Genomic DNA, 21,374 nt, shown 5'->3' on the forward strand with positions numbered 1-21,374 from the left:
CGTTTCACACTTCGTCGGGGCTGCGCAGGTTGGTGACCTGGATGCGCTCTGCGCGCTTGAGGTCCTTCTGGGCAGGCATTTCGGCACGGTAGATGCCTTGATCGCCAACCACCCAGGACAACGGGCGACGCTCCTGGCCGATGGATTCCTGCAGCAGCATCAGGCCTTGCAGGAAAGCCTCCGGACGGGGCGGGCAGCCGGGGATGTAAACGTCCACGGGGAGGAACTTGTCGACCCCCTGAACTACCGAGTAGATGTCGTACATGCCACCGGAGTTGGCGCACGAACCCATCGAGATCACCCACTTGGGCTCCAGCATCTGCTCGTACAGGCGCTGGATGACCGGAGCCATCTTGATGAAGCAGGTGCCGGCGATGACCATGAAGTCCGCCTGACGCGGTGATGCACGAATCACTTCGGCGCCGAAACGGGCGATGTCGTGCGGCGCGGTGAACGCCGTGGTCATCTCCACGTAGCAGCAGGACAGGCCGAAGTTATAGGGCCACAGCGAGTTCTTGCGACCCCAGTTGACGGCGCCATTGAGAACATCTTCGAGCTTGCCCATGAAGATGTTCTTGTGGACCTGATCCTCCAGAAGAGGGTCTTCTACCGTTTCGCGCTGGCCGATCGGGTACTGATCATTGGCCGCATCGGGGTCGATCCGGGTAAGTTTGTATTGCATCGCCAAAGCCTCATTGTTTTAGCTTCGCCTGCCGCTCGCGACGTGCCGCCGGTGCCCAATCGAGCGCGCCGACCCGCCAGAGGTAGACAAGACCTGCCAACAGAATTGCAATGAAAATGGTTGCCTCGATCAGACCGGCCCAGCCGCTTTCACGGACGGACACGGACCAGGCGAAGAGGAAGAGGGCTTCGACGTCGAAGATCACGAAGAGCATCGCGACCAGATAGAATTTTGCCGACAGGCGCAGACGTGCGCTGCCGGTAGGAACGATGCCCGATTCGAAGGGCTCGTTCTTGCTGCGACCAAATGCCTTGCTGCCGAGCAGCGAGGAAACCCCTAGCATGAAGGCCAGCAGGCCTACGACCCCTAGAAGGAAGGCGGCGAGTCCCCAGTGTTGTGCTGCAAGTTCAGCTGGGTTGGGCATGCCGATACTCCTTCCTACAAATAAACGGTGGTCTTGGGGGACGGGCTTTTGCCCGATTGAACGAACCCGACTCAAGAATAGTGAGCTAAGGGTTCAAGTGATCCGTTCAATTTTATGCCCAAAGCCTCCAGCAAGTAAATTTTTCTAACACAAACAGATGCTTCTAACTTGGGCAAAAGGCTTTTGCCATTTTGTTCCAAGCCCGGCTGCAGGCCGCTCCGCGCCTGGGTTGGCGCGGCTCAGGCTTTGGTCGAATGGCATTGTTGTGATTACGAAGAAAGTCTTTTTGCAGTGCTATTAATGATAATAATTATCAATTGCAGTGTCGTTTATCCGTAACTTTACTACATATATGCGCCGGCACTTTTAGTTGCCGGATTCCTGGGGGCGCTATTCTCGCGGGAAATACCCTGGCGGCCACCCCTCGGCTTGGGGGCAGCGCTTGATCCAGGCCCAGTGCATTTCGCAGCGGATCGGCTGCTCGCGGCTTTCGTCCAGGATCGTCACCTCGACGACGACTTGGCCCCTGTCCTGCTCCTGCATCGCCTGACGTTGTGCATCGCTCAACGTGGCCGTGGCATGCAGGTTGCCCTGGGCTCGCTTGAGATAGTCGACCTTGAGCGTTCGAATCAGGGGTAGTTTGTCGTCCGGAGGATTCATGCCGACCACGCAGCCGCTCGCCGACTCGGCCAGCAATGCCATGGCGGCGGCGTGGATGCCCTTGATGTGGTTTTGTACGCGTCGGCGATTGGTCAGGCTCATTCGGACTTCATGCTAGGACATGCGCTGAATGCGCACCCGAGCGGAGCCGGCGAGATGCACCTGGGATCCGAACAGGCGGCTGAGTAGCGGTTCGTGCATGGGGGGGGCAGGCGTTGGATGAGGCTGGCGGCAAGGGCCAGGCGATTGCGCTTGGGCATGGTTCGTCCTCTACGCATGTGGGGAGCATCAAGCTCGCACGCATGGCTGGCGTTGCCCTTGGCGGAGGAGGGTGGTGTGTCTGGCGCGGCAGCCAAGCTCTTCTATTTATAGGTGCTGAAAAAGCAGAACCCCGGCATATGCCGGGGTTCTGCGAGGTGCCTCCCGGCCCCGAGGGGCCGGTCGAACCTGTTCCTTAGTGGAACTGGTTCATGGTGTTGTCTTTACCCGAGGCTTTCAGAGCGGCTTCGCCAGCGAAGTACTCTTTGTGGTTGTCGCCGATGTCCGAGCCAGCCATGTTCTGGTGCTTGACGCAGGCGATACCCTGACGCAGTTCCTGACGCTGAACGCCTTTCACGTAGGCCAGCATGCCCTGGTCGGCGAAGTAGCCTTTGGCCAGGTTGTCGGTCGACAGAGCGGCGGTGTGGTAGGTCGGCAGGGTGATCAGGTGGTGGAAGATGCCTGCGTGAGCCGAACCGTCGCGCTGGAAGGTGCGGATCTTCTCGTCGGCGATCTGGGCCAGTTCGGTCTCGTCGTACTCGACGCTCATCAGCTTGGCGCGGTCGTAGGCGGAGACGTCTTTGCCTTCGGCAACGAATGCATCGAACACTTGCTGACGGAAGTTCAGGGTCCAGTTGAACGACGGGCTGTTGTTGTACACCAGCTTGGCGTTCGGGATGACTTCGCGGATGCGGTCAACCATGCCCTTGATCTGGCCAACGTGCGGCTTCTCGGTTTCGATCCACAGCAGGTCGGCGCCGTTCTGCAGCGAGGTGATGCAGTCCAGGACGCAACGGTCTTCGCCGGTGCCCTTGCGGAACTGGAACAGGTTGGAAGCCAGGCGCTTCGGACGCAGCAGCTTGCCGCCGCGGTTGATCACCACGTCGCCGTTCTGCAGTTCGGCCGCGCTGATTTCGTCGCAGTCCAGGAAGGAGTTGTACAGGTCGCCCAGGTCGCCCGGCTGGCGGGTAACGGCGATCTGCTTGGTCAGGCCGGCGCCCAGGGAGTCGGTACGGGCAACGATCACGCCATCGTCAACGCCCAGCTCGAGGAAGGCGTAGCGAACAGCGTTGATCTTGGCGAGGAAGTCTTCGTGCGGAACGGTCACTTTACCGTCCTGGTGGCCGCACTGCTTCTCGTCCGAAACCTGGTTCTCGATCTGGATGCAGCAGGCACCGGCTTCGATCATTTTCTTGGCCAGCAGGTAGGTCGCCTCGGCGTTGCCGAAGCCTGCGTCGATGTCGGCGATGATCGGTACTACGTGAGTTTCGTAGTTGTCGATCTGAGCCTGGATTTCGTCCTGCTTGGCCTTGTCGCCAGCAGCGCGGGCGGCGTCCAGGGCGGTGAACAGCAGGTCCAGTTCGCGAGCATCAGCCTGGCGCAGGAAGGTGTACAGCTCTTCGATCAGGCCGGAAACGGCGGTCTTCTCGTGCATGGACTGGTCGGGCAGCGGGCCGAAGTCGGAACGCAGCGCGGCAACCATCCAGCCGGACAGGTAGAGGTAGCGCTTGTTGGTGGTCTTCAGGTGCTTCTTGATCGAGATCAGCTTCTGCTGACCGATGAAGCCGTGCCAGCAACCCAGCGATTGGGTGTAGACGGAGGAGTCGGCGTCGTACTCGGCCATGTCCTTGCGCATGATGGCCGCGGTGTACTTGGCGATGTCCAGGCCAGTCTTGAAGCGGTTCTGGGCGCGCATACGGGCGACGGACTCGGGGTTGATAGCGCTCCAGCTGCTGCCGAACTTCTCTTTCAGGGCGGCAACGGCCTTGATGTCGTTCTGATATGCGGACATGGTCAACAATCCTTCAAAAAATGTGTTGGTTGAGCACCGACTTCCCACGCAAGACCTGTGAATTCACGGTATTGGAGCGGGATGCTCGCCGCGGATGGCGAAATGACGACCGGAGGAAGGAGTGACGCTGAGAGGAGGGGTGGAGCGGGCGAACAGGTAGATGGTCGCAGCGGTGGCATTCGAGATCGCTTGCCGGCTCGTGGCTGCCGTTGGGCGAGGGCGAATGGCTGCATTCGACCATCTTGCTGATACGTGGTTGCTTCCCCGTCCCTCAGGACAACTTCTTGCCAGTCGCAACCTCGTCATTTCGCCTTGTGGGCTGTAACAACACGGATCAGTACGGCGAGTGGGCCGGAGCTCGATCCGGAGGCCCTATTCTGGGCCCCTGGTTAGCGGGAGCGAGGCCATCATGCCTTTCAAACAAATGTTCGTCAAACGTTTTGTAGTGTTTTTTTTGGACTACTACACGAAGGTCTAACGGAGACTGTCTGGTCAGTCCAGGGAGGTTCAGTCGAGGACGTCGACCTTGACCCGAAGGCTGCTGTCGCTGTGCCCCTGGGTGCTGTAATTGCGGGTCAGGCCGCCCTGATTGTTCTGGCTGCTCTGGCTGATGCCGCCGACTTCGATCCATTCGCCGACTCGGCCGGTCAGGCGCGTGTCGGTGCTGGCGGTGTCCATGGCGCCGGGGTAGCTGCTGTTGAATCGATCGTTTCGCGTGCTGAGGTCGAGGTGGACGATGTTGCCGCTCAGGGTTGCGGTCACGTACATGCCGCGGTTGGCATCGCGATATTCGGTCTGGCTGTAGACCTGTCCGTAGGGGCCGACACCGACGTTGTAGACAGGCTGGCTCTGGCCGACCTGGATCATCGCTGGAGAGCCTTCGGTGGTCTGGATCTGCTGCATGCCGCCACCGCGGCTGGCGGTGGAGTTGTTGATGATGCGGACCTGGTTGCTGCCGTTGACCTGGCCGCGCCCGCTCTGGATTTCCACGTTGCCGGCGCTGACGCTGCCATTCACCGCGTAGCCGCTGCTATCGCGTTGGCTGGAGTCGCTGGTGTCGACGGTGATCAGCAGGCGGTGCGGCCGTGTATCGATCTGTTCGAGCACCTGCTGCAGCTCGCGAATCTTGGATTGCTCGGCATTCACGATCAGTTGGCTGCCATAAGCGGTGACGCGACCCTCGTTGCCAAGTATCTGCTGGACGACTGGCAATACCTCGTCGGCGGTGCGATAGCTCAGCTGGAGGATTTCGGTGCGCGGCTCGGCCTGGGCGGCGAAGCTGATGGCGCAGGCGAGCAGCAGGGCGATTCGGCGATGGCTCACAGCAGGAAACTCCGCAGGTCCGGGTCGGAAAGGCTGGTGTCCCAGGCCTGGTCGAACTGCGCCTGCAGTTGGCGAACCCGTCCAGGATCGTTGTAGTGGGTGTGACCCGCAGGGATCGCGGGCTCGGTGCGCAGCAACAGGCCGCACTGGTCGGCAAGCAGGAAGGCCTGCTCCGGACTGGGGTAGTCGGAGTTGAGCAGGCGGATATTGCAGTTGCTCGACAGGCGCCGGCTGAGATTGAGGAGGCGATGGCCTTCCTTGATGGCCCGGCTACTGTCGCGGACCAGAATGCGCAAGCGGTTCTGCGGATGGCGCAGAAGCAGGCGGGTACAGGCATCCTGGATGCTGGCGAAGTTGTAGAGCCAGGGTTCCAGGTCGGGGCTGTACAGGCACAGGCTGCGAGCGGCCTGCTGTATCAGGGCCAGGGCGTGCGCGCGGGCTGTTTCCGGATCGCTGAAGCGCTCCAGTTGGTCGTGGCTGCCTAGGCGGAAAGGTGCCGGCTCCCAGGAGGGTGGGGGCGGCAGCTCGCTGTCGGGGTTGTGCACTCTGAAGCGCCCCGGCGACTGGAATTCGATGTCCGGCAGATTGTCCGGGTTTCCGTCGTGTTCCGGGGCGTCGTTCATGGCGATTCCTCAGGCGCTTTCGCGGACCATGTCCACGTGGGGGAGGCCGGCTTCGAGGAATTCGCCGCTGGCCACCTTGAAGCCTAGTCGCTCGTAGAACGGGATGGCGTAGACCTGGGCGGTCAGCAGTTGGCGCTTGAGCTCGCGGCGCTCGGCTTCTTCGATGGCGGCGCGCATCAACAAATCGCCGACTTTCAGCCCTCGCCAGTCCTTGAGGACCGATACGCGGCCAATGTGCCCGTCGGTCAGCAGTCGCGCCGTCCCTATCGCGTAGTCGCCTTCGAATGCAAGGAAGTGCACCGCCTCGGCGTCCTCGGCGTCCCATTCGAGCTCCGGAGGGACCGCCTGCTCGGCGATAAACACGGCTTCGCGAATGCGCCGCAGGTCGGCATTGTCCTTTTGCCAGTCGGCCAGGCGAACCCTGATCTTGTTACTCATCGGCGAACTCCAAACTGCCCTGTTTGACCAATTCGGCCAATAGCTTACGCCCATCCTCATCGGCCAGCCATTGGCCTAGGTTCTCGCTGTGAAGGGCGTCGGCCGAGCAGACCAGCTTGAGCAGCGGCTCCATGTGCTTGGGCAGGACGACGCTCTGGCCGCTGGAGAACAGCAGCAGGCCGACATCCACTTCACTCCAGGCCAGGCGAGCGCTTGGGTTGCGCACCAGTACTGCGCCTTCGCGCAAAGCCTGTTGCAGTTCGCCGTCGTCGATTTCCTCGCCGGTAACCAGTTCGGGGTAGCGTGGCTCGGTCATGAATTGGCCGAACCAGGTGAGCAGCAGGCGCTCGTCGCTCATGTGCTCCTGCAGCAGGTTCTTCAGGCGATCAAGGGCATCGCGCTGGATCTTGTGCTGGTCTTCGTCGCTCTTCACCGCACTCATGCCGGCGTCGCTGTAACGCTCCTCATCGGAGAGGAACTGGGCGAGGAAGTCGGTGAAGTGGGTCAGCACTTCGGCGGCGCTGGGTGCGCGGAAGCCGACCGAGTAGGTCATGCAGTCGTCTTCGGCAATGCCGTAGTGGGCGACGCGCGGCGGCAGGTAGAGCATGTCGCCCGGCTCCAGCACCCACTCTTCGCTCTGTTCGAAGTTGGCGAGGATGCGCAGATCGGCGTGCGGCAGCATCGGGCTGTCGGCGTCGCACATCTGGCCGATCTTCCAGCGGCGGCGGCCATGGCCCTGGAGCAGGAAGACGTCGTAGTTGTCGAAGTGCGGACCGACGCCGCCGCCGGGAGCGGCGTAGCTGATCATGACGTCGTCGATGCGCCAGCTGGGCAGGAACTTGAAGTGTTCCAGCAGTTCGGCAACTTCCGGTACGAACTGGTCGACCGCTTGCACCAGCAGGGTCCAGTCGTTTTCGGGCAGCTCTTTATAGGTTTCTTCGGTGAAGGGGCCGCGACGCATTTCCCACGGGGTCTTGCCATGTTCGAGGACGATGCGCGACTCGACGCTCTCTTCGAGCGACAGGCCGGCCAGTTCGTCCGGCTCCAGCGGGCTCTCGAAGCCGGGCAGGGCTTGGCGGACCAGCAGGGGCTTTTTCTGCCAGTAGTCGCGAAGGAATTCGTCGGCGCTGATGCCGCCCAAGAGCTCAAGAGGAATAGCAGAATTCATATGTAAGTCCTTGAAACAAAAACGCCCGGCACAGCCGGGCGTGCAAAAGTTCAGCGCATGTCAGATGCGCTTGGCCTGGGCGGCAGCGTTACCGATGTAGTTCGCCGGGGTCAGCTTCTTCAGCTCGGCCTTGGCTTCGGCGGGCATGTCCAGACCGTCGATGAATACCTGCAGGGCTTCCGGGCTGATGCCCTTGCCGCGAGTCAGTTCCTTGAGCTTCTCGTAGGGGTTCTCGATGCCGTAGCGGCGCATTACTGTCTGTACCGGCTCGGCCAGGACTTCCCAGCAGGCGTCCAGGTCTTCGGCCAGGCGTGCGGCGTTCAGTTCGAGCTTGCCGATGCCCTTGAGGCTGGCTTCGTAGGCGATGACGCTATGGGCGAAGCCGACGCCGAGGTTGCGCAGCACGGTGGAGTCGGTCAGGTCGCGCTGCCAGCGGGAGATCGGCAGCTTGCTGGCCAGGTGCTGGAAGATCGCGTTGGCGATGCCCAGGTTACCTTCGGAGTTCTCGAAGTCGATCGGGTTGACCTTGTGCGGCATGGTCGAGGAGCCGATCTCGCCGGCGACGGTCTTCTGCTTGAAGTAGCCGAGGGAGATGTAGCCCCAGACGTCGCGGTCGAAGTCGATGAGGATGGTGTTGAAGCGCGCGATCGCGTCGAACAGTTCGGCGATGTAGTCGTGCGGCTCGATCTGGGTGGTGTAGGGGTTCCAGTTCAGGCCCAGGTCGCCTTCAATGAATTCGCGGGCGTTGGCTTCCCAGTCGACCTGCGGGTAGGCGGACAGGTGGGCGTTATAGTTGCCCACGGCGCCGTTGATCTTGCCCAGCAACTCGATGCCGGCGACTTGCTTGATCTGGCGCTCCAGGCGGTAGACGACGTTGGCCAGTTCCTTGCCCAGGGTGGTCGGCGAAGCCGGCTGGCCGTGGGTACGGGAGAGCATGGGGACGTCGGCGAACTGGACGGCCAGGGCGCGGATCGACTCGGCGATCTGGCGCATCAGCGGCAGCAGCACCTGGTCGCGGCCTTCGCGCAGCATCAGGGCGTGGGACAGGTTGTTGATGTCCTCGCTGGTGCAGGCGAAGTGGATGAACTCGCTGACCTTGGCCAGCTCCGGCAGCTTGGCCGCCTGCTCCTTGAGCAGGTATTCCACGGCTTTCACGTCGTGGTTGGTGGTGCGCTCGATTTCCTTGATGCGCTCGGCGTGCTCCAGCTGGAAGTCCTCGGCCAGCTTGTTCAGCAAGGCGTTGGCTTCGGCGGAGAAGGGGGCGACTTCAGGGATGCCGGCGTGCGATGCGAGGCGCTGCAGCCAGCGGACCTCTACCAGGACGCGGAAACGGATCAGGCCGTATTCGCTGAAGATCGGACGCAGGGCGCTGGTCTTGCTGCCGTAACGGCCGTCGACGGGGGAAACCGCGGTAAGGGAGGAAAGCTGCATGGGGCGTTCTCGTAGCTGTCGGTCAACGAAAAGGGCGCACATCATACACGAACGGCGGCGCCTACGCCCGTACTTGCTGCTGTACGGAAGGCGTCCTCGTGGGCGCCTGTCGGGCGGCTCAGTCCTGGCCGCGGAGGATCGGGCGCAATTCGCTCAGCAGCTTGCGCCGGCCGAACACCATCTGCCAGCGGTTGCCGCCCAGCTGTCGCCACAGGCGCGCGGAGCGGATGCCGGCCAGCAGCAGGGCGCGGATGCGCGCGGCGTTGGCGTTGATCTGCAGGTGGCGCATGTCGCCGTGCACCTGGATGCGTTGGCGGAAGGTGCTGAGGGTGTCCTGGTAGAGGCCGGCGCAGGAGGCGATGACGTTCTCGTGGACCAGGCCGAAATGCTGCACCTGCTGCTGGATCTGATCCAGGCGCGAGCCGATCAGGTCGAGCATGTCGTCGCGCTTGGCCAGTTGGCGTTCCAGGCCGATCAGTGCGAGGGCGTAGCGCAGCGGTTCGCGTTGCAGGCTGTTGGGGTCGCGCTCCAGGGCGCTGGCAAGGGCGCGGAAGCCCTCGCGCAGGTTCTGGTTGTCGCCGCCATAGACGTCCAGGGTGGTCTTCGGATCGCGTACCAGCAGGCTGCCGAGCATGCAGGCCAACGGAGCTTCCGGGATCTGGCCGGTGCGGGCGAGGCGGTCTACCAGGGCGGCCGACTCGAATACGCCGGCCAAGGCTATCAGCTGATCGCGGAGGTCGCTCATGCGCGCTCCTTCGCGAAGGCCGGTTCGGCCGATTCGATCACGCCGCCGCCGAGGCAGACTTCGCCGTCATAGAAGACCACCGACTGGCCGGGGGTGACGGCGCGCTGCGGCTCCGCGAAGACTGTGCGATAGCCTTCGGTGGTGCGCTCGAGCACGCAGTCTTGGTCGGCCTGGCGGTAGCGCACCTTGGCACGCAGGGTGCGCGGCTGGGTGAGGTCGATCGGGTTCACCCAGAAGATGTGCGAGGCGTGCAGGGCGCGTGAGAACAGCCAAGGGTGGTCGTTGCCCTGGCCGACGACGAGCACGTTGCGCGTCAGGTCTTTCTCGAGCACGTACCAGGGGCTGTCGTCCGCGTTCTTCATGCCGCCGATGCCCAGGCCCTGGCGCTGGCCGATGGTGTGGTACATCAGGCCGGCGTGACGGCCGATCACCTGGCCATCGGTGGTCTCGATGTCGCCCGGTTGCGCCGGTAGGTATTGCTTGAGGAAGTCGCTGAAGCGACGTTCGCCGATGAAGCAGATGCCGGTGGAGTCCTTCTTCTTCGCGGTGGCCAGGCCGTACTTCTCGGCGATGGCGCGAACCTCCGGCTTCTCCAGCTCGCCCACCGGGAACAGGGTCTTGGCGATCTGTTCGCCACCGACGGCGTGCAGGAAGTAGCTCTGGTCCTTGTTCGGGTCCAGGCCCTTGAGCAGCTCGGTGCGGCCGTCGATATCGCGGCGGCGTACGTAGTGGCCGGTGGCGATCAGGTCGGCGCCCAGGGCTAGCGCGTAGTCGAGGAAGGCTTTGAATTTGATCTCGCGGTTGCACAGGATGTCCGGGTTCGGCGTGCGACCGGCCTTGTACTCGGCGAGGAAGTACTCGAAGACGTTGTCCCAGTATTCCGCGGCGAAGTTGGCGGTGTGCAACTTGACGCCGATGCGGTCGCAGACGGCCTGTGCGTCGGCCAGGTCAGTCATGGCGGTGCAGTATTCGGTGCCGTCGTCCTCTTCCCAGTTCTTCATGAACAGGCCTTCCACCTCGTAGCCCTGCTCCTTGAGCAGGAGGGCGGAAACCGAGGAGTCCACGCCGCCGGACATGCCGACTATGACGCGGCCCCTGGAGGGCGGGGTGGGGGCGGTGGTGAGGCTGGAGTCGGACATGGCAGGCGATCGCGGAAGTCGGTGCAAAAGCGGGATTCTATCAGGCCGGGCTCGGCGCGGGCAGTTCGCTGTCGCGGATCAGCGCCAGGGGGAAGCGTTCACCGCTTAGGTAGTCGTCGATGCAGCGCGCTACCAGATGGCTGCGCCAGCTTTCCCTGCAGGCTTCCAGTTCGTCTCGGGTAAGCCAGCGCGGGCCGATGATGCCAGCGTCGAGCGGCAGCTCCGGCCGGTGTTTCAGCGGGCGGGCGGCGAAGCATACGCGTTGGTAGGTAACACCATTGCTCGGCGCGGTATAGAGGTAGATGCCGGTGACGGCGGTCAGCTCGACTTCCCAGCCGGTTTCCTCGAGGGTTTCGCGCACGGCGGCCTGGAGCAGGCTTTCGTTGGCTTCCAGGTGGCCCGCCGGTTGGTTCAGTACGGCCTTGCCGGCGGACTCTTCCTCTACCAGCAGGAAGCGCCCCTGGTCTTCGACGATGGTTGCAACTGTGATGTGGGGTTGCCAGCGCATGGATGGTCCTCTGGAGAAAAACGCTCATCATAACCCCGGACAGGGGGTGTCCAGGTGCCTATCGTAATAGGAGCGAGTTTTCGGCGGAGCCGTTCCCCAGAATGCGAAAACCCCGGCACCGGGCCGGGGTTTTCGCAGTTCACGCTGCGCGACGGATCAGTTCAGGCTGTCGATGGCGGCGTTGAAGATGGCGCTCGGACGCATCACCTGGCTGGTTTTCTCCGGGTTGGAGCGGTAGTAGCCACCGATGTCCACGGGCTTGCCCTGGGCACCGTTCAGTTCAGCGACGATGGCCGCTTCCTGTTCGGTCAAGGTCTTGGCCAGCGGAGCGAAGTGCGCTTTCAGTTCGGCATCTTCGTTCTGCGCAGCCAGGGCCTGGGCCCAGTACATCGCCAGGTAGAAGTGGCTGCCGCGGTTGTCGATTTCGCCGACCTTGCGCGCCGGGGACTTGTTGTTGTCCAGCAGCTTGCCGGTAGCTTCGTCGAGGGTCTTGCCGAGGATCTTGGCCTTGGCGTTGCCAGTCTTGATGCCTTCCTCTTCGAAGGACACGGCCAGGGCCAGGAATTCACCCAGGGAATCCCAGCGCAGGCAGTTCTCTTCGACCAGTTGCTGTACGTGCTTCGGAGCCGAACCGCCGGCGCCGGTCTCGTACATGCCGCCGCCCGCCATCAGCGGAACGATGGACAGCATCTTCGCCGAGGTGCCCAGTTCCATGATCGGGAACAGGTCGGTCAGGTAGTCGCGCAGTACGTTGCCAGTTACCGAGATGGTGTCCTGGCCGCGAATCATGCGTTCCATGCTGGTGCGGATGGCTTCGTTGTAGCCCTTGATGCTGATGTCCAGGCCAGTCAGGTCGTGGTCTTTCAGGTACAGCTCGACCTTCTTGCGCAGTTCGTTGTCGTGGGCGCGCTCCGGGTCCAGCCAGAAGATGGCCGGGGTGTTGGACTGGCGGGCACGGGTAACGGCCAGCTTGACCCAGTCACGGATCGGGGCGTCCTTGGTCTGGCAGGCGCGCCAGATGTCACCGGCTTCGACTTCATGCTGCATCAGCACCTTGCCGTCGGCATCGACCACGCGCATGGTGCCGTCGGCTTCCATCTCGAAGGTCTTGTCGTGCGAGCCGTATTCCTCGGCCTTCTGCGCCATCAGGCCTACGTTCGGTACGCTGCCCATGGTGGTCGGGTCGAAGGCGCCGTTGGTCTTGCAGAAGTTGATCATCTCCTGGTAGATGCGGGCATAGGTGCTTTCCGGCATCACTGCCTTGGTGTCTTTCTGCTTGCCGTCCTTGCCCCACATCTGGCCGGAGTTGCGGATCATGGCCGGCATGGAGGCGTCGACGATCACGTCGCTGGGGATGTGCAGGTTGGTGATGCCCTTGACCGAGTCGACCATCGCCATTTCAGGGCGGTGGCTGTACACCTCGTGGATGTCGTGGAGGATCTCTTCCTGCTGGGAGGCCGGCAGGGATTTGATCTTCTCGTAGACGCTGGAGATGCCGTTGTTCGGGTTGACGCCCAGCTCGTCGAACAACTGGCCGTACTTCTCGAAGACGTCCTTGTAGTAGACGGTCACGGCGTGGCCGAAGACGATCGGGTGGGAGATCTTCATCATGGTCGCCTTGACGTGCAGGGACCACATGACGCCGGTTTCCTTGCAGTCCTGCAGAGTCTTCTCGAAGAAGGCGCGCAGCTTCTGGCAACTCATGAACATGCTGTCGAGGACTTCGCCTTCCTGCATGGCGAGCTTCTTCTTGACCTCGACCTTGCCGTCCTTGCCGATGAACTCGATGCGGACTTCACCTGCCTTCGGAATGGTGACCGACTGTTCGCTGGAGAAGAAGTCGCCGCCGCGCATGTAGTCTGCGTGCGAGCGGGAAGCCATGCTCCACTTGCCCATGCTGTGCGGGTGCTTGCGGGCATAGGCCTTGACTGCGGCCGGAGCACGGCGGTCGGAGTTGCCTTCACGCAGAACCGGGTTCACGGCGCTGCCCAGGACTTTGGCGTAGCGGGCGCGGGTGTCTTTCTCTTCGTCGGTCTGCGGATCTTCCGGGAAGTCCGGCACGGCGTAGCCCAGGGCTTGCAGCTCGGCGATGGCGCCTTTCAGTTGCGGGACCGAGGCGCTGATGTTCGGGAGTTTGATGATGTTCGCGTCCGGCGCAGTGGCCAGGCGGGCCAGGTAGGCCAGATCGTCCTCGATGGCCTTGTCGCCGAGCTTGTCGGTGAACGAGGCGAGGATGCGTCCTGCAAGAGAGATGTCTCGGGTTTCGACGTCAATGTCGGCAGAGGCAGCGAAGGCCTTGACGATGGGGAGCAGCGAGTAGGTGGCGAGGGCGGGTGCTTCGTCGGTGAAGGTGTAGGTGATCTTCGAGCGGTTAGACATCTACTAAGACTCTCTTCTTTGCTGGGCGCGCACAGAATCTCGATACGCCTTGGTGGACGCTTTAGTTCGACTCCGCAGAGTCGACATTCGAGAGTTGCCGCGGGGATATAGGGGGCGCCAGTAGAAACGTTGTGCGACCGGGTCAGGGTGGCGACGCGGTCGCGGCGAGGAGAGGGGTCTGGTCCCAGACTACTCGGACCTCGATGACTGGAAAGTCACGGCGCGCAGTATACCACTCTATCGGCAGGGTGACGCACCAGAGCCTTTTAGACTAAGGAATAAGATGTGGTTGCCCCCATGTAACTGGGCTACCCTCAGGGGCTGCTATAGGGTTCAACCACCAAACGGAGTTCAGCATGGGATACCAGAAGATCCAGGTGCCGGCCGGTGAGCGAATCACCGTAAGTGCCGACAATTCCCTGAATGTACCGAACAACCCGATCATTCCTTATATCGAGGGCGATGGTATTGGCGTGGACATCAGTCCGGTCATGATCGAAGTCGTCGATGCTGCCGTCGAGAAGGCCTATAACGGTCAGCGCAAGATCGCCTGGATGGAGGTCTATGCGGGCGAGAAGGCCACTCAGGTGTACGATCAGGACACCTGGCTGCCACAGGAAACCCTCGATGCCGTGCGTGACTATGTAGTGTCCATCAAGGGCCCGCTGACCACTCCTGTCGGTGGAGGCATCCGCTCCCTCAACGTGGCTCTGCGCCAGCAGCTCGACCTCTATGTCTGCCTGCGCCCGGTGCGTTGGTTCGAAGGCGTGCCCAGTCCGGTTAAGAAGCCTGGCGACGTGGACATGGTGATATTCCGCGAGAACTCCGAGGACATCTACGCCGGTGTCGAATGGAAGGCCGGTTCGCCCGAGGCGGAGAAAGTCATCAAGTTCCTCACCGAGGAAATGGGCGTCAAGAAGATCCGCTTCACCGAAGGCTGTGGTATCGGCATCAAGCCGGTTTCCCAGGAGGGCACCAAGCGCCTGGTGCGCAAGGCGCTGCAGTACGCCGTGGACAATGACCGCAGTTCGGTCACCCTGGTGCACAAGGGCAACATCATGAAATTCACCGAGGGCGCCTTCAAGGATTGGGGTTACGAGCTCGCTCGCGATGAGTTCGGCGCCGAACTGCTCGATGGCGGTCCCTGGATGCAGTTCAAGAACCCCAATACCGGCAAGAACATCGTGGTCAAGGATGTGATCGCAGACGCTATGCTGCAGCAGATTCTGCTTCGCCCGGCGGAGTACGACGTGATCGCTACCCTCAACCTGAACGGCGACTATCTCTCCGATGCATTGGCAGCTGAGGTGGGGGGTATCGGTATCGCGCCTGGGGCCAACCTGTCTGACTCGGTAGCCATGTTCGAAGCAACCCATGGCACTGCGCCAAAGTATGCCGGGCAGGACAAGGTCAACCCTGGTTCGCTGATCCTTTCCGCGGAAATGATGCTGCGCCATATGGGTTGGGTCGAAGCTGCCGACCTAATCATCAAAGGCATGAACGGTGCCATTGCGGCGAAGACCGTGACCTATGACTTCGAGCGCCTAATGGACGGTGCCAAGCTCGTGTCGTGTTCGGAATTCGGTGAGGCGATGATCGCCAAGATGTAAGGCGAGCAAACGCATGAAAAAGGCCGGTATGACCGGCCTTTTTCTTGGCTGCGCCGAAAGGCGTCAGGGGGAGGGTCAGGCCTCGGCGGTTACGCTCTGCACCTGCTCGCTGGTAGCGGACGAGGTGGTGGCGTTGCTGGCATTGGCGCTGATCGGTTGGATGTTGACCGCATGCAGTCCCTTGGGACCTTGCAGGATCTCGAAGCTGACCGGCTGGCCGGCCTTGAGCGTCTTGTAACCATCCATCTGAATAGCCGAGTAATGAGCGAACAGGTCCTCGTCTCGGCCGTCAGCAAGGATGAATCCATAGCCCTTGGCGTTGTTGAACCACTTGACCTTACCGCTGAGCATGCTGATATCCCTCTGCAAAGGACTCCATCGCTGGAGTATCATCCACTACACGATTCCGCTGCAGCCTTAGAAAAGACTGGGCTTCGGAACGCCCGATACCCTCTAGTGGGTATCCATTGTTTGTAACACCGTTTTGTGGTTAGTCAAGGCGCTCTCGTCTGCGCCTGCGATGTGGGTCAAAGTACGTGCCGACCTTCAACTTTCTCTATGGCGAAGCCTTTTATTTCAGCATGCATGCAAGTAGCCAGATTCGACTAACATTCAATCATGACCGTCCTGATCCCCTGGAAGACGAGGGCACTGGACTGGCGGTTGAGGAATCCAAACCGGCCCTGAAGGCTCCGCCGATGTACAGGGTCATCATGTTCAACGATGACTACACGCCAATGGATTTCGTGGTAGAGGTGCTTGAGTCGTACTTCAGCATGAATCGCGAGCAAGCCACACGGGTCATGTTGACAGTGCATACTCAGGGTAAGGCCGTTTGCGGCGTGTTCACCCGCGACATCGCCGAAACCAAGGCCATGCAGGTCAATCAGTACGCGAGGGAAAGCCAGCATCCACTGTTGTGTGAGATAGAGAAAGAAAGCTGATGCGGATGTTTGGGAGCGAGGTGAAGTCATGTTGAATCGAGAGCTCGAAGTCACCCTCAATCTCGCCTTCAAGGAGGCGCGGGCAAAACGGCATGAATTCATGACCGTCGAGCACCTGTTGCTGGCACTCCTGGATAACGAGGCTGCGGCCACGGTCTTGCGCGCGTGTGGGGCAAACCTGGACAAGTTGCGGCGCGACCTGCAGGAGTTCATCGACTCCACTACGCCGTTGATCCCGCAGCACGACGAGGATCGAGAAACCCAGCCGACGCTGGGCTTCCAGCGCGTTCTGCAGCGCGCGGTATTCCATGTGCAGAGTTCCGGCAAGCGCGAAGTGACTGGCGCCAACGTGCTGGTGGCGATCTTCAGCGAACAGGAAAGCCAGGCGGTCTTCCTGCTTAAGCAGCAGAGCGTCGCGCGCATTGATGTCGTCAACTACATCGCCCATGGCATCTCCAAGGTGCCTGGCCATGCCGAGCATCAGGAAAACGACCAGGACATGCAGGATGAAGAGGGTGGCGAGTCCTCCACCTCCAGTCATCCGCTGGATGCCTACGCCAGCAATCTGAACGACCTGGCGCGCCAGGGGCGTATCGATCCGCTGGTCGGGCGTGAGTCCGAGGTCGAGCGTGTTGCCCAGATTCTTGCGCGTCGCCGCAAGAACAATCCGCTGCTAGTTGGCGAAGCGGGTGTTGGCAAGACGGCCATCGCAGAAGGTTTGGCCAAGCGTATCGTCGACGGCCAGGTGCCCGATCTGCTTGCTGACAGCGTCGTCTATTCCCTGGATCTAGGCGCGCTGCTCGCCGGCACAAAATATCGCGGCGATTTCGAGAAACGCTTCAAAGCCCTGCTCAATGAACTGCGCAAGCGTCCGCATGCGGTGCTGTTCATCGACGAGATTCACACCATCATTGGTGCCGGAGCGGCGTCCGGCGGTGTGATGGATGCGTCGAACCTGCTTAAGCCGCTGCTCTCCTCCGGGGAGATCCGCTGCATTGGCTCGACTACCTTCCAGGAGTTCCGTGGCATCTTTGAGAAGGATCGTGCTCTGGCGCGGCGCTTCCAGAAGGTCGATGTCACAGAGCCTTCGGTTGAAGACACCGTTGGCATCCTCAAGGGGCTCAAGCCGCGCTTCGAGCAGCACCACCACATCGAATACAGCGACGAGGCCCTGCGCGCTGCAGCCGAGTTGGCGGCACGCTACATCAATGATCGGCATATGCCGGACAAGGCCATCGACGTAATTGACGAGGCAGGCGCCTATCAGCGCCTGCAGCCGGAAGAGAAGCGCGTGAAGCGCATCGAAGTGGCTCAGGTCGAAGATATCGTGGCCAAGATCGCGCGCATTCCGCCGAAGCACGTCACGACATCGGACAAGGAGTTACTGCGCAATCTCGAACGTGACCTCAAGCTGACGGTGTTCGGTCAGGATGCGGCTATCGAGTCGCTCTCCACTGCCATCAAGTTGTCGCGTGCCGGTCTGAAGTCGCCAGACAAACCGGTCGGTTCCTTCCTTTTCGCGGGTCCCACTGGTGTGGGTAAGACTGAAGTGGCTCGCCAACTTGCCAAGGCGATGGGCGTGGAGTTGGTGCGCTTCGACATGTCCGAGTACATGGAGCGGCATACCGTGTCGCGGCTGATCGGTGCGCCTCCGGGTTACGTGGGCTTCGATCAGGGTGGCTTGCTCACTGAAGCCATCACCAAGACGCCCCACTGCGTATTGCTGCTCGACGAAATCGAGAAGGCGCATCCGGAAGTCTTCAACCTGCTACTGCAGGTGATGGATCACGGCACCCTGACCGATAACAACGGGCGCAAGGCGGACTTCCGCAATGTCATCGTGATCATGACCACCAACGCTGGCGCGGAAACGGCGGCTCGGGCCTCCATTGGCTTCAGCCAGCAAGACCACACCAGCGATGCCATGGAAGTGATCAAGAAGAGCTTCACGCCGGAGTTTCGCAACCGCCTGGATACCATCATCCAGTTCGGTCGACTCAGTCACGAGACGATCAAGAGTGTGGTCGACAAGTTCCTCACCGAGCTGCAGGCGCAGCTGGAAGACAAACGTGTCCAGCTCGAAGTCAGCGATACGGCGCGCAACTGGCTCGCGGAGAAAGGCTACGACCCGCAGATGGGCGCTCGCCCAATGGCGCGGCTGATTCAGGACAAGATCAAGCGGCCGCTGGCCGAGCAGATCCTGTTCGGAGAGCTGGCCGAGCGTGGCGGTGTGGCGCACGTCGATCTGAAGGATGACGAGCTCTTCTTCGAGTTCGAAGTGGTGGCTGCCGAGCCGGCGTAATTGCCGGCTCGGAAAAGCAAACGCCCGGCATTGCCGGGCGTTTTGCTATCTGTCTGGGCTTTTGCCCAGCGTCACCCGTGGCTCAGCGAGCGCGATAGGTGATGCGACCTTTGCTCAGGTCGTAGGGAGTCAGTTCGACGCGAACCTTGTCGCCGGTCAGGATGCGGATGTAGTTCTTGCGCATCTTGCCGGAGATGTGCGCGGTAACGACGTGCCCGTTCTCCAACTCCACGCGGAACATGGTGTTGGGCAGGGTGTCGACGACAGTGCCTTCCATTTCGAAGCTGTCTTCTTTCGACATGCAGTAGAACCCTCGGTGTCTGTATGAATGGCCAGGGTGGCCCTAAAAAAGGCCGATATTGTGCCTGATATACCCGCTCCGCGCCAAGGGGCGCGGAACTGGCTCAGTTTAGAGCCACCCAGCGCTGGTTGACGAAGAGTTCGATCGGTCGGTACTGGGTCTTGTAGTTCATCTTCCGGCAATTCTTGATCCAGTAGCCGAGATAGACGGCGTGCAAGCCCATGCGGGCAGTCTCGGCGATCTGCCAGAGGATGGCGTATCGGCCCAGGCTGCGACGCTCCTCGTCGGGGTCGTAGAAGGTGTACACCGCAGACAGGCCGTTGGGCAGGACGTCGGTGACCGCCACTGCTAGCAGGCGACCTTGCAGGCGGAACTCGTAGAAGCAGCTGAACGGCAGATCGCGCACCAGGAAGGTGCTGAACTGGTCTCGGCTGGGCGGGTACATGTCGCCGTCGGCATGGCGCTGCTCGATGTAGCGCATGTAGAGCCCGTAGTACTCCTCGGTAAAAGCCGGGCGGCGCTTGAGTACTTTGAGGTCGGCATTGCGTTTGATGATGCGCTTCTGCTGGCGTTTCGGCAGGAAGTCAGCGGCCGGAATGCGCGCAGGGATGCAGGCTGTACAGTGCTGGCAGTGCGGGCGGTAGAGGTGTTCGCCGCTGCGGCGGAAGCCGACTTCGGAAAGCGAGGCGTACAGCTGCGCGTCCATGGGCTGGCTGGGGTCGAGGAACAGCGTGGTGGCTTGTTCCTCGGGCAGATAGCTGCATGGATGCGGTTGCGTCGCGTAGAACTTCAGTCGGGCCAGTTCGGTCATGATCAACCCCTGCGATAACCCTCTGGCAAGTTTATGTCAGCCGGAGCCAGTCCGCCTACGAACGCCAATCGCAGAGCGGCGGCTGATCGAGGTGGCGAGCGAGCAAGTCGGCGAACTGACTGCGTGTTATGGCGCGTGCGCCGAGGCTGTGCAGGTGCTGGGTGGGCATCTGGCAGTCGATCAGTTCGAATCCGGCTTCGCGCAGGCGTCGGACCAGGGTGACGAACGCCACCTTCGAGGCGTTGTCGGCCCGGCTGAACATGGATTCGCCAAAGAACAGTCGGCCAATAGCCAGGCCGTAGAGCCCGCCCACCAGTTCGTCCCCTTGCCAGGTTTCCACCGAGTGCGCGACGCCGAGGCGATGCAATTGGCGGTAAGCATCCTGCATGGGCTGGGTGATCCAGGTGCCATCGGCATAATCCCGCGGCGCCGCACAGGCGGCGATGACGCGGTCGAAGGCCTGGTCGATGCTTACTCGATAGCGCTCCTGTCGCATGACTTTTGCCAGGCTGCGAGAGACATGCAGTTCGTCGGGAAAAAGAACGGTGCGCGGATCGGGCGACCACCAGAGGATCGGCTGGTCATCCTGGTACCAGGGGAAGCAGCCGTGCCGATAGGCAGCGATCAGTCGACGCGGGTCCAGGTCGCCGCCGGCAGCGAGCAACCCATTGGGCTCGTGCAGCGCCTGATCCAGCGGAGGGAAGTCGAAATTTCTGCGGGAGAGCCAGCTGAGCATGGCGGGGTAGGGGAGGGTGGACCCTCCCCGAGCGCTGTCAGTGCTGGTCGTCGAGGAACTTTTCGGCGTCCAGCGCGGCCATGCAGCCGGCGCCAGCCGAGGTGATGGCCTGGCGGTAGACGTGGTCGGCCACGTCGCCGGCGGCGAATACACCTTCGATGCTGGTGGCGGTGGCGTTGCCTTCGCCGCCACCCTTGACCACCAGGTAGCCGTCACGCATGGCCAGCTGGCCGGTGAACAGGTCGGTGTTGGGCTTGTGGCCGATGGCGATGAACACGCCGGACAGGTCCAGCTGGCGGGTTTCGCCGGTGTTAGCGTCTTTCAAACGTACGCCGATGACGCCCATGTCGTCGCCCAGCACTTCATCCAGGGTGGTGTTCCAGTGCAGGCGCACGTTGCCGTTCTTGGCTTTCTCGAACAGCTTGTCCTGGAGAATCTTTTCCGAGCGCAGCTTGTCGCGACGGTGGATCAGGTGAACTTCCTTGGCGATGTTCGCCAGGTACAGGGCTTCCTCGACCGCGGTGTTGCCGCCGCCGACCACGCAGACCACTTGGTTGCGATAGAAGAAGCCGTCGCAGGTGGCGCAGGCGGAAACGCCCTTGCCCATGAAGGCCTCTTCCGAGCTCATGCCCAGGTATTGAGCAGAGGCGCCGGTGGCGATGATCAGTGCGTCGCAGCTGTAAGTGCCGCTGTCACCCTTGAGGATGAAAGGCTTCTGTTGCAACTCGGCGGTATGAATATGGTCGTAGACGATCTCGGTATCGAAACGCTGGGCGTGCTGCTGCATACGCTCCATCAGCGCCGGACCGGTCAGGCCTTCGACATCGCCCGGCCAGTTGTCTACTTCGGTGGTGGTGGTGAGCTGGCCGCCGGGTTGGATGCCGGTGATGACAACAGGCTTGAGGTTGGCGCGCGCGGCATAAACGGCGGCGGTGTAGCCGGCCGGGCCGGAGCCCAGGATGATCAGGCGCGAATGCTTGACGTCACTCATAAAAAGACTCCATAAGCCTTTGTCACGTAAGAGATTGCATGCTCCAATTGAGCAGCCGTGAAACCTAGGTGGGCTATGCTACACCGAACCTTGAAAGAGCGGCAAAAGG

The 21,374-nt window shown here is 61.6% G+C and carries 21 protein-coding genes; 3 read left to right on the top strand and 18 right to left on the bottom strand.

Going from position 1 to position 21,374, the window contains the following annotated elements:
• Window positions 1–4: 4 nt before the first annotated feature.
• The 13 genes from ACA097_RS24175 to ACA097_RS24235 form a co-directional block, all read right to left on the bottom strand.
• Entirely contained in the window at window positions 5–682 is a 678-nt protein-coding gene (locus ACA097_RS24175; RefSeq protein WP_371366472.1) for an NADH-quinone oxidoreductase subunit B family protein, read from the bottom strand.
• A gap of 10 nt (window positions 683–692) precedes the next feature.
• Complete coding sequence (locus ACA097_RS24180; protein WP_043253241.1) at window positions 693–1,106, bottom strand: NADH-quinone oxidoreductase subunit A; 414 nt, start codon at window positions 1,104–1,106, stop codon at window positions 693–695.
• A gap of 390 nt (window positions 1,107–1,496) precedes the next feature.
• Entirely contained in the window at window positions 1,497–1,868 is a 372-nt protein-coding gene (locus ACA097_RS24185) for a DUF4442 domain-containing protein (protein WP_371366475.1), read from the bottom strand.
• A gap of 352 nt (window positions 1,869–2,220) precedes the next feature.
• Window positions 2,221–3,816, bottom strand: a complete 1,596-nt coding sequence (locus ACA097_RS24190; RefSeq protein WP_043253239.1) for an isocitrate lyase — start codon at window positions 3,814–3,816, stop codon at window positions 2,221–2,223.
• Between the two features lie 507 nt (window positions 3,817–4,323).
• Window positions 4,324–5,139: a secretin N-terminal domain-containing protein gene (locus ACA097_RS24195; protein ID WP_371366477.1), complete on the bottom strand. Its 816-nt coding sequence runs from the start codon at window positions 5,137–5,139 to the stop codon at window positions 4,324–4,326.
• Complete coding sequence (locus ACA097_RS24200) at window positions 5,136–5,762, bottom strand: histone acetyltransferase HPA2 (protein WP_371366479.1); 627 nt, start codon at window positions 5,760–5,762, stop codon at window positions 5,136–5,138. Before ACA097_RS24200 ends, ACA097_RS24195 begins: the two co-directional genes overlap by 4 nt.
• 9 nt (window positions 5,763–5,771) lie before the next feature.
• The gene (locus tag ACA097_RS24205) at window positions 5,772–6,200 is read right to left on the bottom strand and encodes a GNAT family N-acetyltransferase (protein WP_043253237.1); all 429 of its coding nucleotides are present in this window, start codon (window positions 6,198–6,200) and stop codon (window positions 5,772–5,774) included.
• Window positions 6,193–7,368 (bottom strand): JmjC domain-containing protein, encoded by a 1,176-nt coding sequence (locus ACA097_RS24210; RefSeq protein WP_371366482.1) that lies wholly within the window; start codon window positions 7,366–7,368, stop codon window positions 6,193–6,195. The genes ACA097_RS24205 and ACA097_RS24210 overlap by 8 nt, the downstream gene beginning before the upstream one ends.
• 60 nt (window positions 7,369–7,428) lie before the next feature.
• Complete coding sequence (gene purB, locus ACA097_RS24215; RefSeq protein ID WP_043253235.1) at window positions 7,429–8,799, bottom strand: adenylosuccinate lyase; 1,371 nt, start codon at window positions 8,797–8,799, stop codon at window positions 7,429–7,431.
• A 118-nt stretch (window positions 8,800–8,917) separates the two neighbouring features.
• Window positions 8,918–9,544, bottom strand: coding sequence for a high frequency lysogenization protein HflD (gene hflD / locus ACA097_RS24220; protein WP_371366484.1), 627 nt, complete (start codon window positions 9,542–9,544; stop codon window positions 8,918–8,920).
• Entirely contained in the window at window positions 9,541–10,683 is a 1,143-nt protein-coding gene (gene mnmA / locus ACA097_RS24225) for a tRNA 2-thiouridine(34) synthase MnmA (protein ID WP_371366486.1), read from the bottom strand. The genes hflD and mnmA overlap by 4 nt, the downstream gene beginning before the upstream one ends.
• A 40-nt stretch (window positions 10,684–10,723) precedes the next feature.
• Window positions 10,724–11,191, bottom strand: coding sequence for an NUDIX hydrolase (locus ACA097_RS24230; protein ID WP_371366488.1), 468 nt, complete (start codon window positions 11,189–11,191; stop codon window positions 10,724–10,726).
• A 156-nt stretch (window positions 11,192–11,347) separates the two neighbouring features.
• Window positions 11,348–13,570 carry an NADP-dependent isocitrate dehydrogenase gene (locus tag ACA097_RS24235; RefSeq protein ID WP_043253231.1) on the bottom strand — a complete coding sequence of 741 codons (2,223 nt, stop codon included), beginning with the start codon at window positions 13,568–13,570 and terminating at the stop codon, window positions 11,348–11,350.
• Window positions 13,571–13,926: 356 nt separating this feature from the next.
• On the opposite strand from ACA097_RS24235, the gene icd reads away from it, so the two are divergent.
• The gene (icd, locus tag ACA097_RS24240) at window positions 13,927–15,180 is read left to right on the top strand and encodes an NADP-dependent isocitrate dehydrogenase (RefSeq protein WP_160287546.1); all 1,254 of its coding nucleotides are present in this window, start codon (window positions 13,927–13,929) and stop codon (window positions 15,178–15,180) included.
• A gap of 75 nt (window positions 15,181–15,255) precedes the next feature.
• On the opposite strand, the gene cspD is transcribed toward icd, so the two are convergent.
• On the bottom strand, window positions 15,256–15,531 hold the full coding sequence (gene cspD, locus ACA097_RS24245) for a cold shock domain-containing protein CspD (protein ID WP_043253229.1): 276 nt from the start codon (window positions 15,529–15,531) through the stop codon (window positions 15,256–15,258).
• Window positions 15,532–15,761: 230 nt separating this feature from the next.
• On the opposite strand from cspD, the gene clpS reads away from it, so the two are divergent.
• The gene (gene clpS / locus ACA097_RS24250; protein ID WP_043257449.1) at window positions 15,762–16,124 is read left to right on the top strand and encodes an ATP-dependent Clp protease adapter ClpS; all 363 of its coding nucleotides are present in this window, start codon (window positions 15,762–15,764) and stop codon (window positions 16,122–16,124) included.
• A gap of 28 nt (window positions 16,125–16,152) precedes the next feature.
• The gene (clpA, locus tag ACA097_RS24255; RefSeq protein ID WP_160287545.1) at window positions 16,153–18,426 is read left to right on the top strand and encodes an ATP-dependent Clp protease ATP-binding subunit ClpA; all 2,274 of its coding nucleotides are present in this window, start codon (window positions 16,153–16,155) and stop codon (window positions 18,424–18,426) included.
• An 82-nt stretch (window positions 18,427–18,508) separates the two neighbouring features.
• On the opposite strand, the gene infA is transcribed toward clpA, so the two are convergent.
• From infA to trxB, 4 genes are all read right to left on the bottom strand, one after another.
• Window positions 18,509–18,727, bottom strand: coding sequence for a translation initiation factor IF-1 (gene infA, locus ACA097_RS24260; protein ID WP_002553999.1), 219 nt, complete (start codon window positions 18,725–18,727; stop codon window positions 18,509–18,511).
• 103 nt (window positions 18,728–18,830) lie between these two features.
• Window positions 18,831–19,538 (bottom strand): arginyltransferase, encoded by a 708-nt coding sequence (locus tag ACA097_RS24265; protein ID WP_371366491.1) that lies wholly within the window; start codon window positions 19,536–19,538, stop codon window positions 18,831–18,833.
• A 55-nt stretch (window positions 19,539–19,593) separates the two neighbouring features.
• Window positions 19,594–20,274: a leucyl/phenylalanyl-tRNA--protein transferase gene (aat, locus tag ACA097_RS24270; RefSeq protein ID WP_043253227.1), complete on the bottom strand. Its 681-nt coding sequence runs from the start codon at window positions 20,272–20,274 to the stop codon at window positions 19,594–19,596.
• Window positions 20,275–20,311: 37 nt separating this feature from the next.
• Window positions 20,312–21,265, bottom strand: coding sequence for a thioredoxin-disulfide reductase (trxB, locus tag ACA097_RS24275; protein ID WP_043253226.1), 954 nt, complete (start codon window positions 21,263–21,265; stop codon window positions 20,312–20,314).
• Window positions 21,266–21,374: the final 109 nt, after the last annotated feature.

The sequence above is a fragment of the Pseudomonas sp. QL9 genome (assembly GCF_041409665.1).
Lineage (GTDB): Bacteria > Pseudomonadota > Gammaproteobacteria > Pseudomonadales > Pseudomonadaceae > Pseudomonas > Pseudomonas knackmussii.

Coding starts and splice junctions, on each gene's coding strand:
- ACA097_RS24210 (WP_371366482.1), bottom strand. CDS start 7,368: ATGAATTCTGCTATTCCTCTTGAGCTCTTGGGCGGCATCAGCGCCGAC.
- ACA097_RS24230 (WP_371366488.1), bottom strand. CDS start 11,191: ATGCGCTGGCAACCCCACATCACAGTTGCAACCATCGTCGAAGACCAG.
- cspD (WP_043253229.1), bottom strand. CDS start 15,531: ATGCTCAGCGGTAAGGTCAAGTGGTTCAACAACGCCAAGGGCTATGGA.
- hflD (WP_371366484.1), bottom strand. CDS start 9,544: ATGAGCGACCTCCGCGATCAGCTGATAGCCTTGGCCGGCGTATTCGAG.
- ACA097_RS24175 (WP_371366472.1), bottom strand. CDS start 682: ATGCAATACAAACTTACCCGGATCGACCCCGATGCGGCCAATGATCAG.
- mnmA (WP_371366486.1), bottom strand. CDS start 10,683: ATGTCCGACTCCAGCCTCACCACCGCCCCCACCCCGCCCTCCAGGGGC.
- aat (WP_043253227.1), bottom strand. CDS start 20,274: ATGCTCAGCTGGCTCTCCCGCAGAAATTTCGACTTCCCTCCGCTGGAT.
- ACA097_RS24190 (WP_043253239.1), bottom strand. CDS start 3,816: ATGTCCGCATATCAGAACGACATCAAGGCCGTTGCCGCCCTGAAAGAG.
- icd (WP_160287546.1), top strand. CDS start 13,927: ATGGGATACCAGAAGATCCAGGTGCCGGCCGGTGAGCGAATCACCGTA.
- ACA097_RS24200 (WP_371366479.1), bottom strand. CDS start 5,762: ATGAACGACGCCCCGGAACACGACGGAAACCCGGACAATCTGCCGGAC.
- ACA097_RS24185 (WP_371366475.1), bottom strand. CDS start 1,868: ATGAGCCTGACCAATCGCCGACGCGTACAAAACCACATCAAGGGCATC.
- ACA097_RS24235 (WP_043253231.1), bottom strand. CDS start 13,570: ATGTCTAACCGCTCGAAGATCACCTACACCTTCACCGACGAAGCACCC.
- ACA097_RS24265 (WP_371366491.1), bottom strand. CDS start 19,538: ATGACCGAACTGGCCCGACTGAAGTTCTACGCGACGCAACCGCATCCA.
- ACA097_RS24205 (WP_043253237.1), bottom strand. CDS start 6,200: ATGAGTAACAAGATCAGGGTTCGCCTGGCCGACTGGCAAAAGGACAAT.
- ACA097_RS24180 (WP_043253241.1), bottom strand. CDS start 1,106: ATGCCCAACCCAGCTGAACTTGCAGCACAACACTGGGGACTCGCCGCC.
- clpA (WP_160287545.1), top strand. CDS start 16,153: ATGTTGAATCGAGAGCTCGAAGTCACCCTCAATCTCGCCTTCAAGGAG.
- purB (WP_043253235.1), bottom strand. CDS start 8,799: ATGCAGCTTTCCTCCCTTACCGCGGTTTCCCCCGTCGACGGCCGTTAC.
- clpS (WP_043257449.1), top strand. CDS start 15,762: ATGCATGCAAGTAGCCAGATTCGACTAACATTCAATCATGACCGTCCT.
- infA (WP_002553999.1), bottom strand. CDS start 18,727: ATGTCGAAAGAAGACAGCTTCGAAATGGAAGGCACTGTCGTCGACACC.
- trxB (WP_043253226.1), bottom strand. CDS start 21,265: ATGAGTGACGTCAAGCATTCGCGCCTGATCATCCTGGGCTCCGGCCCG.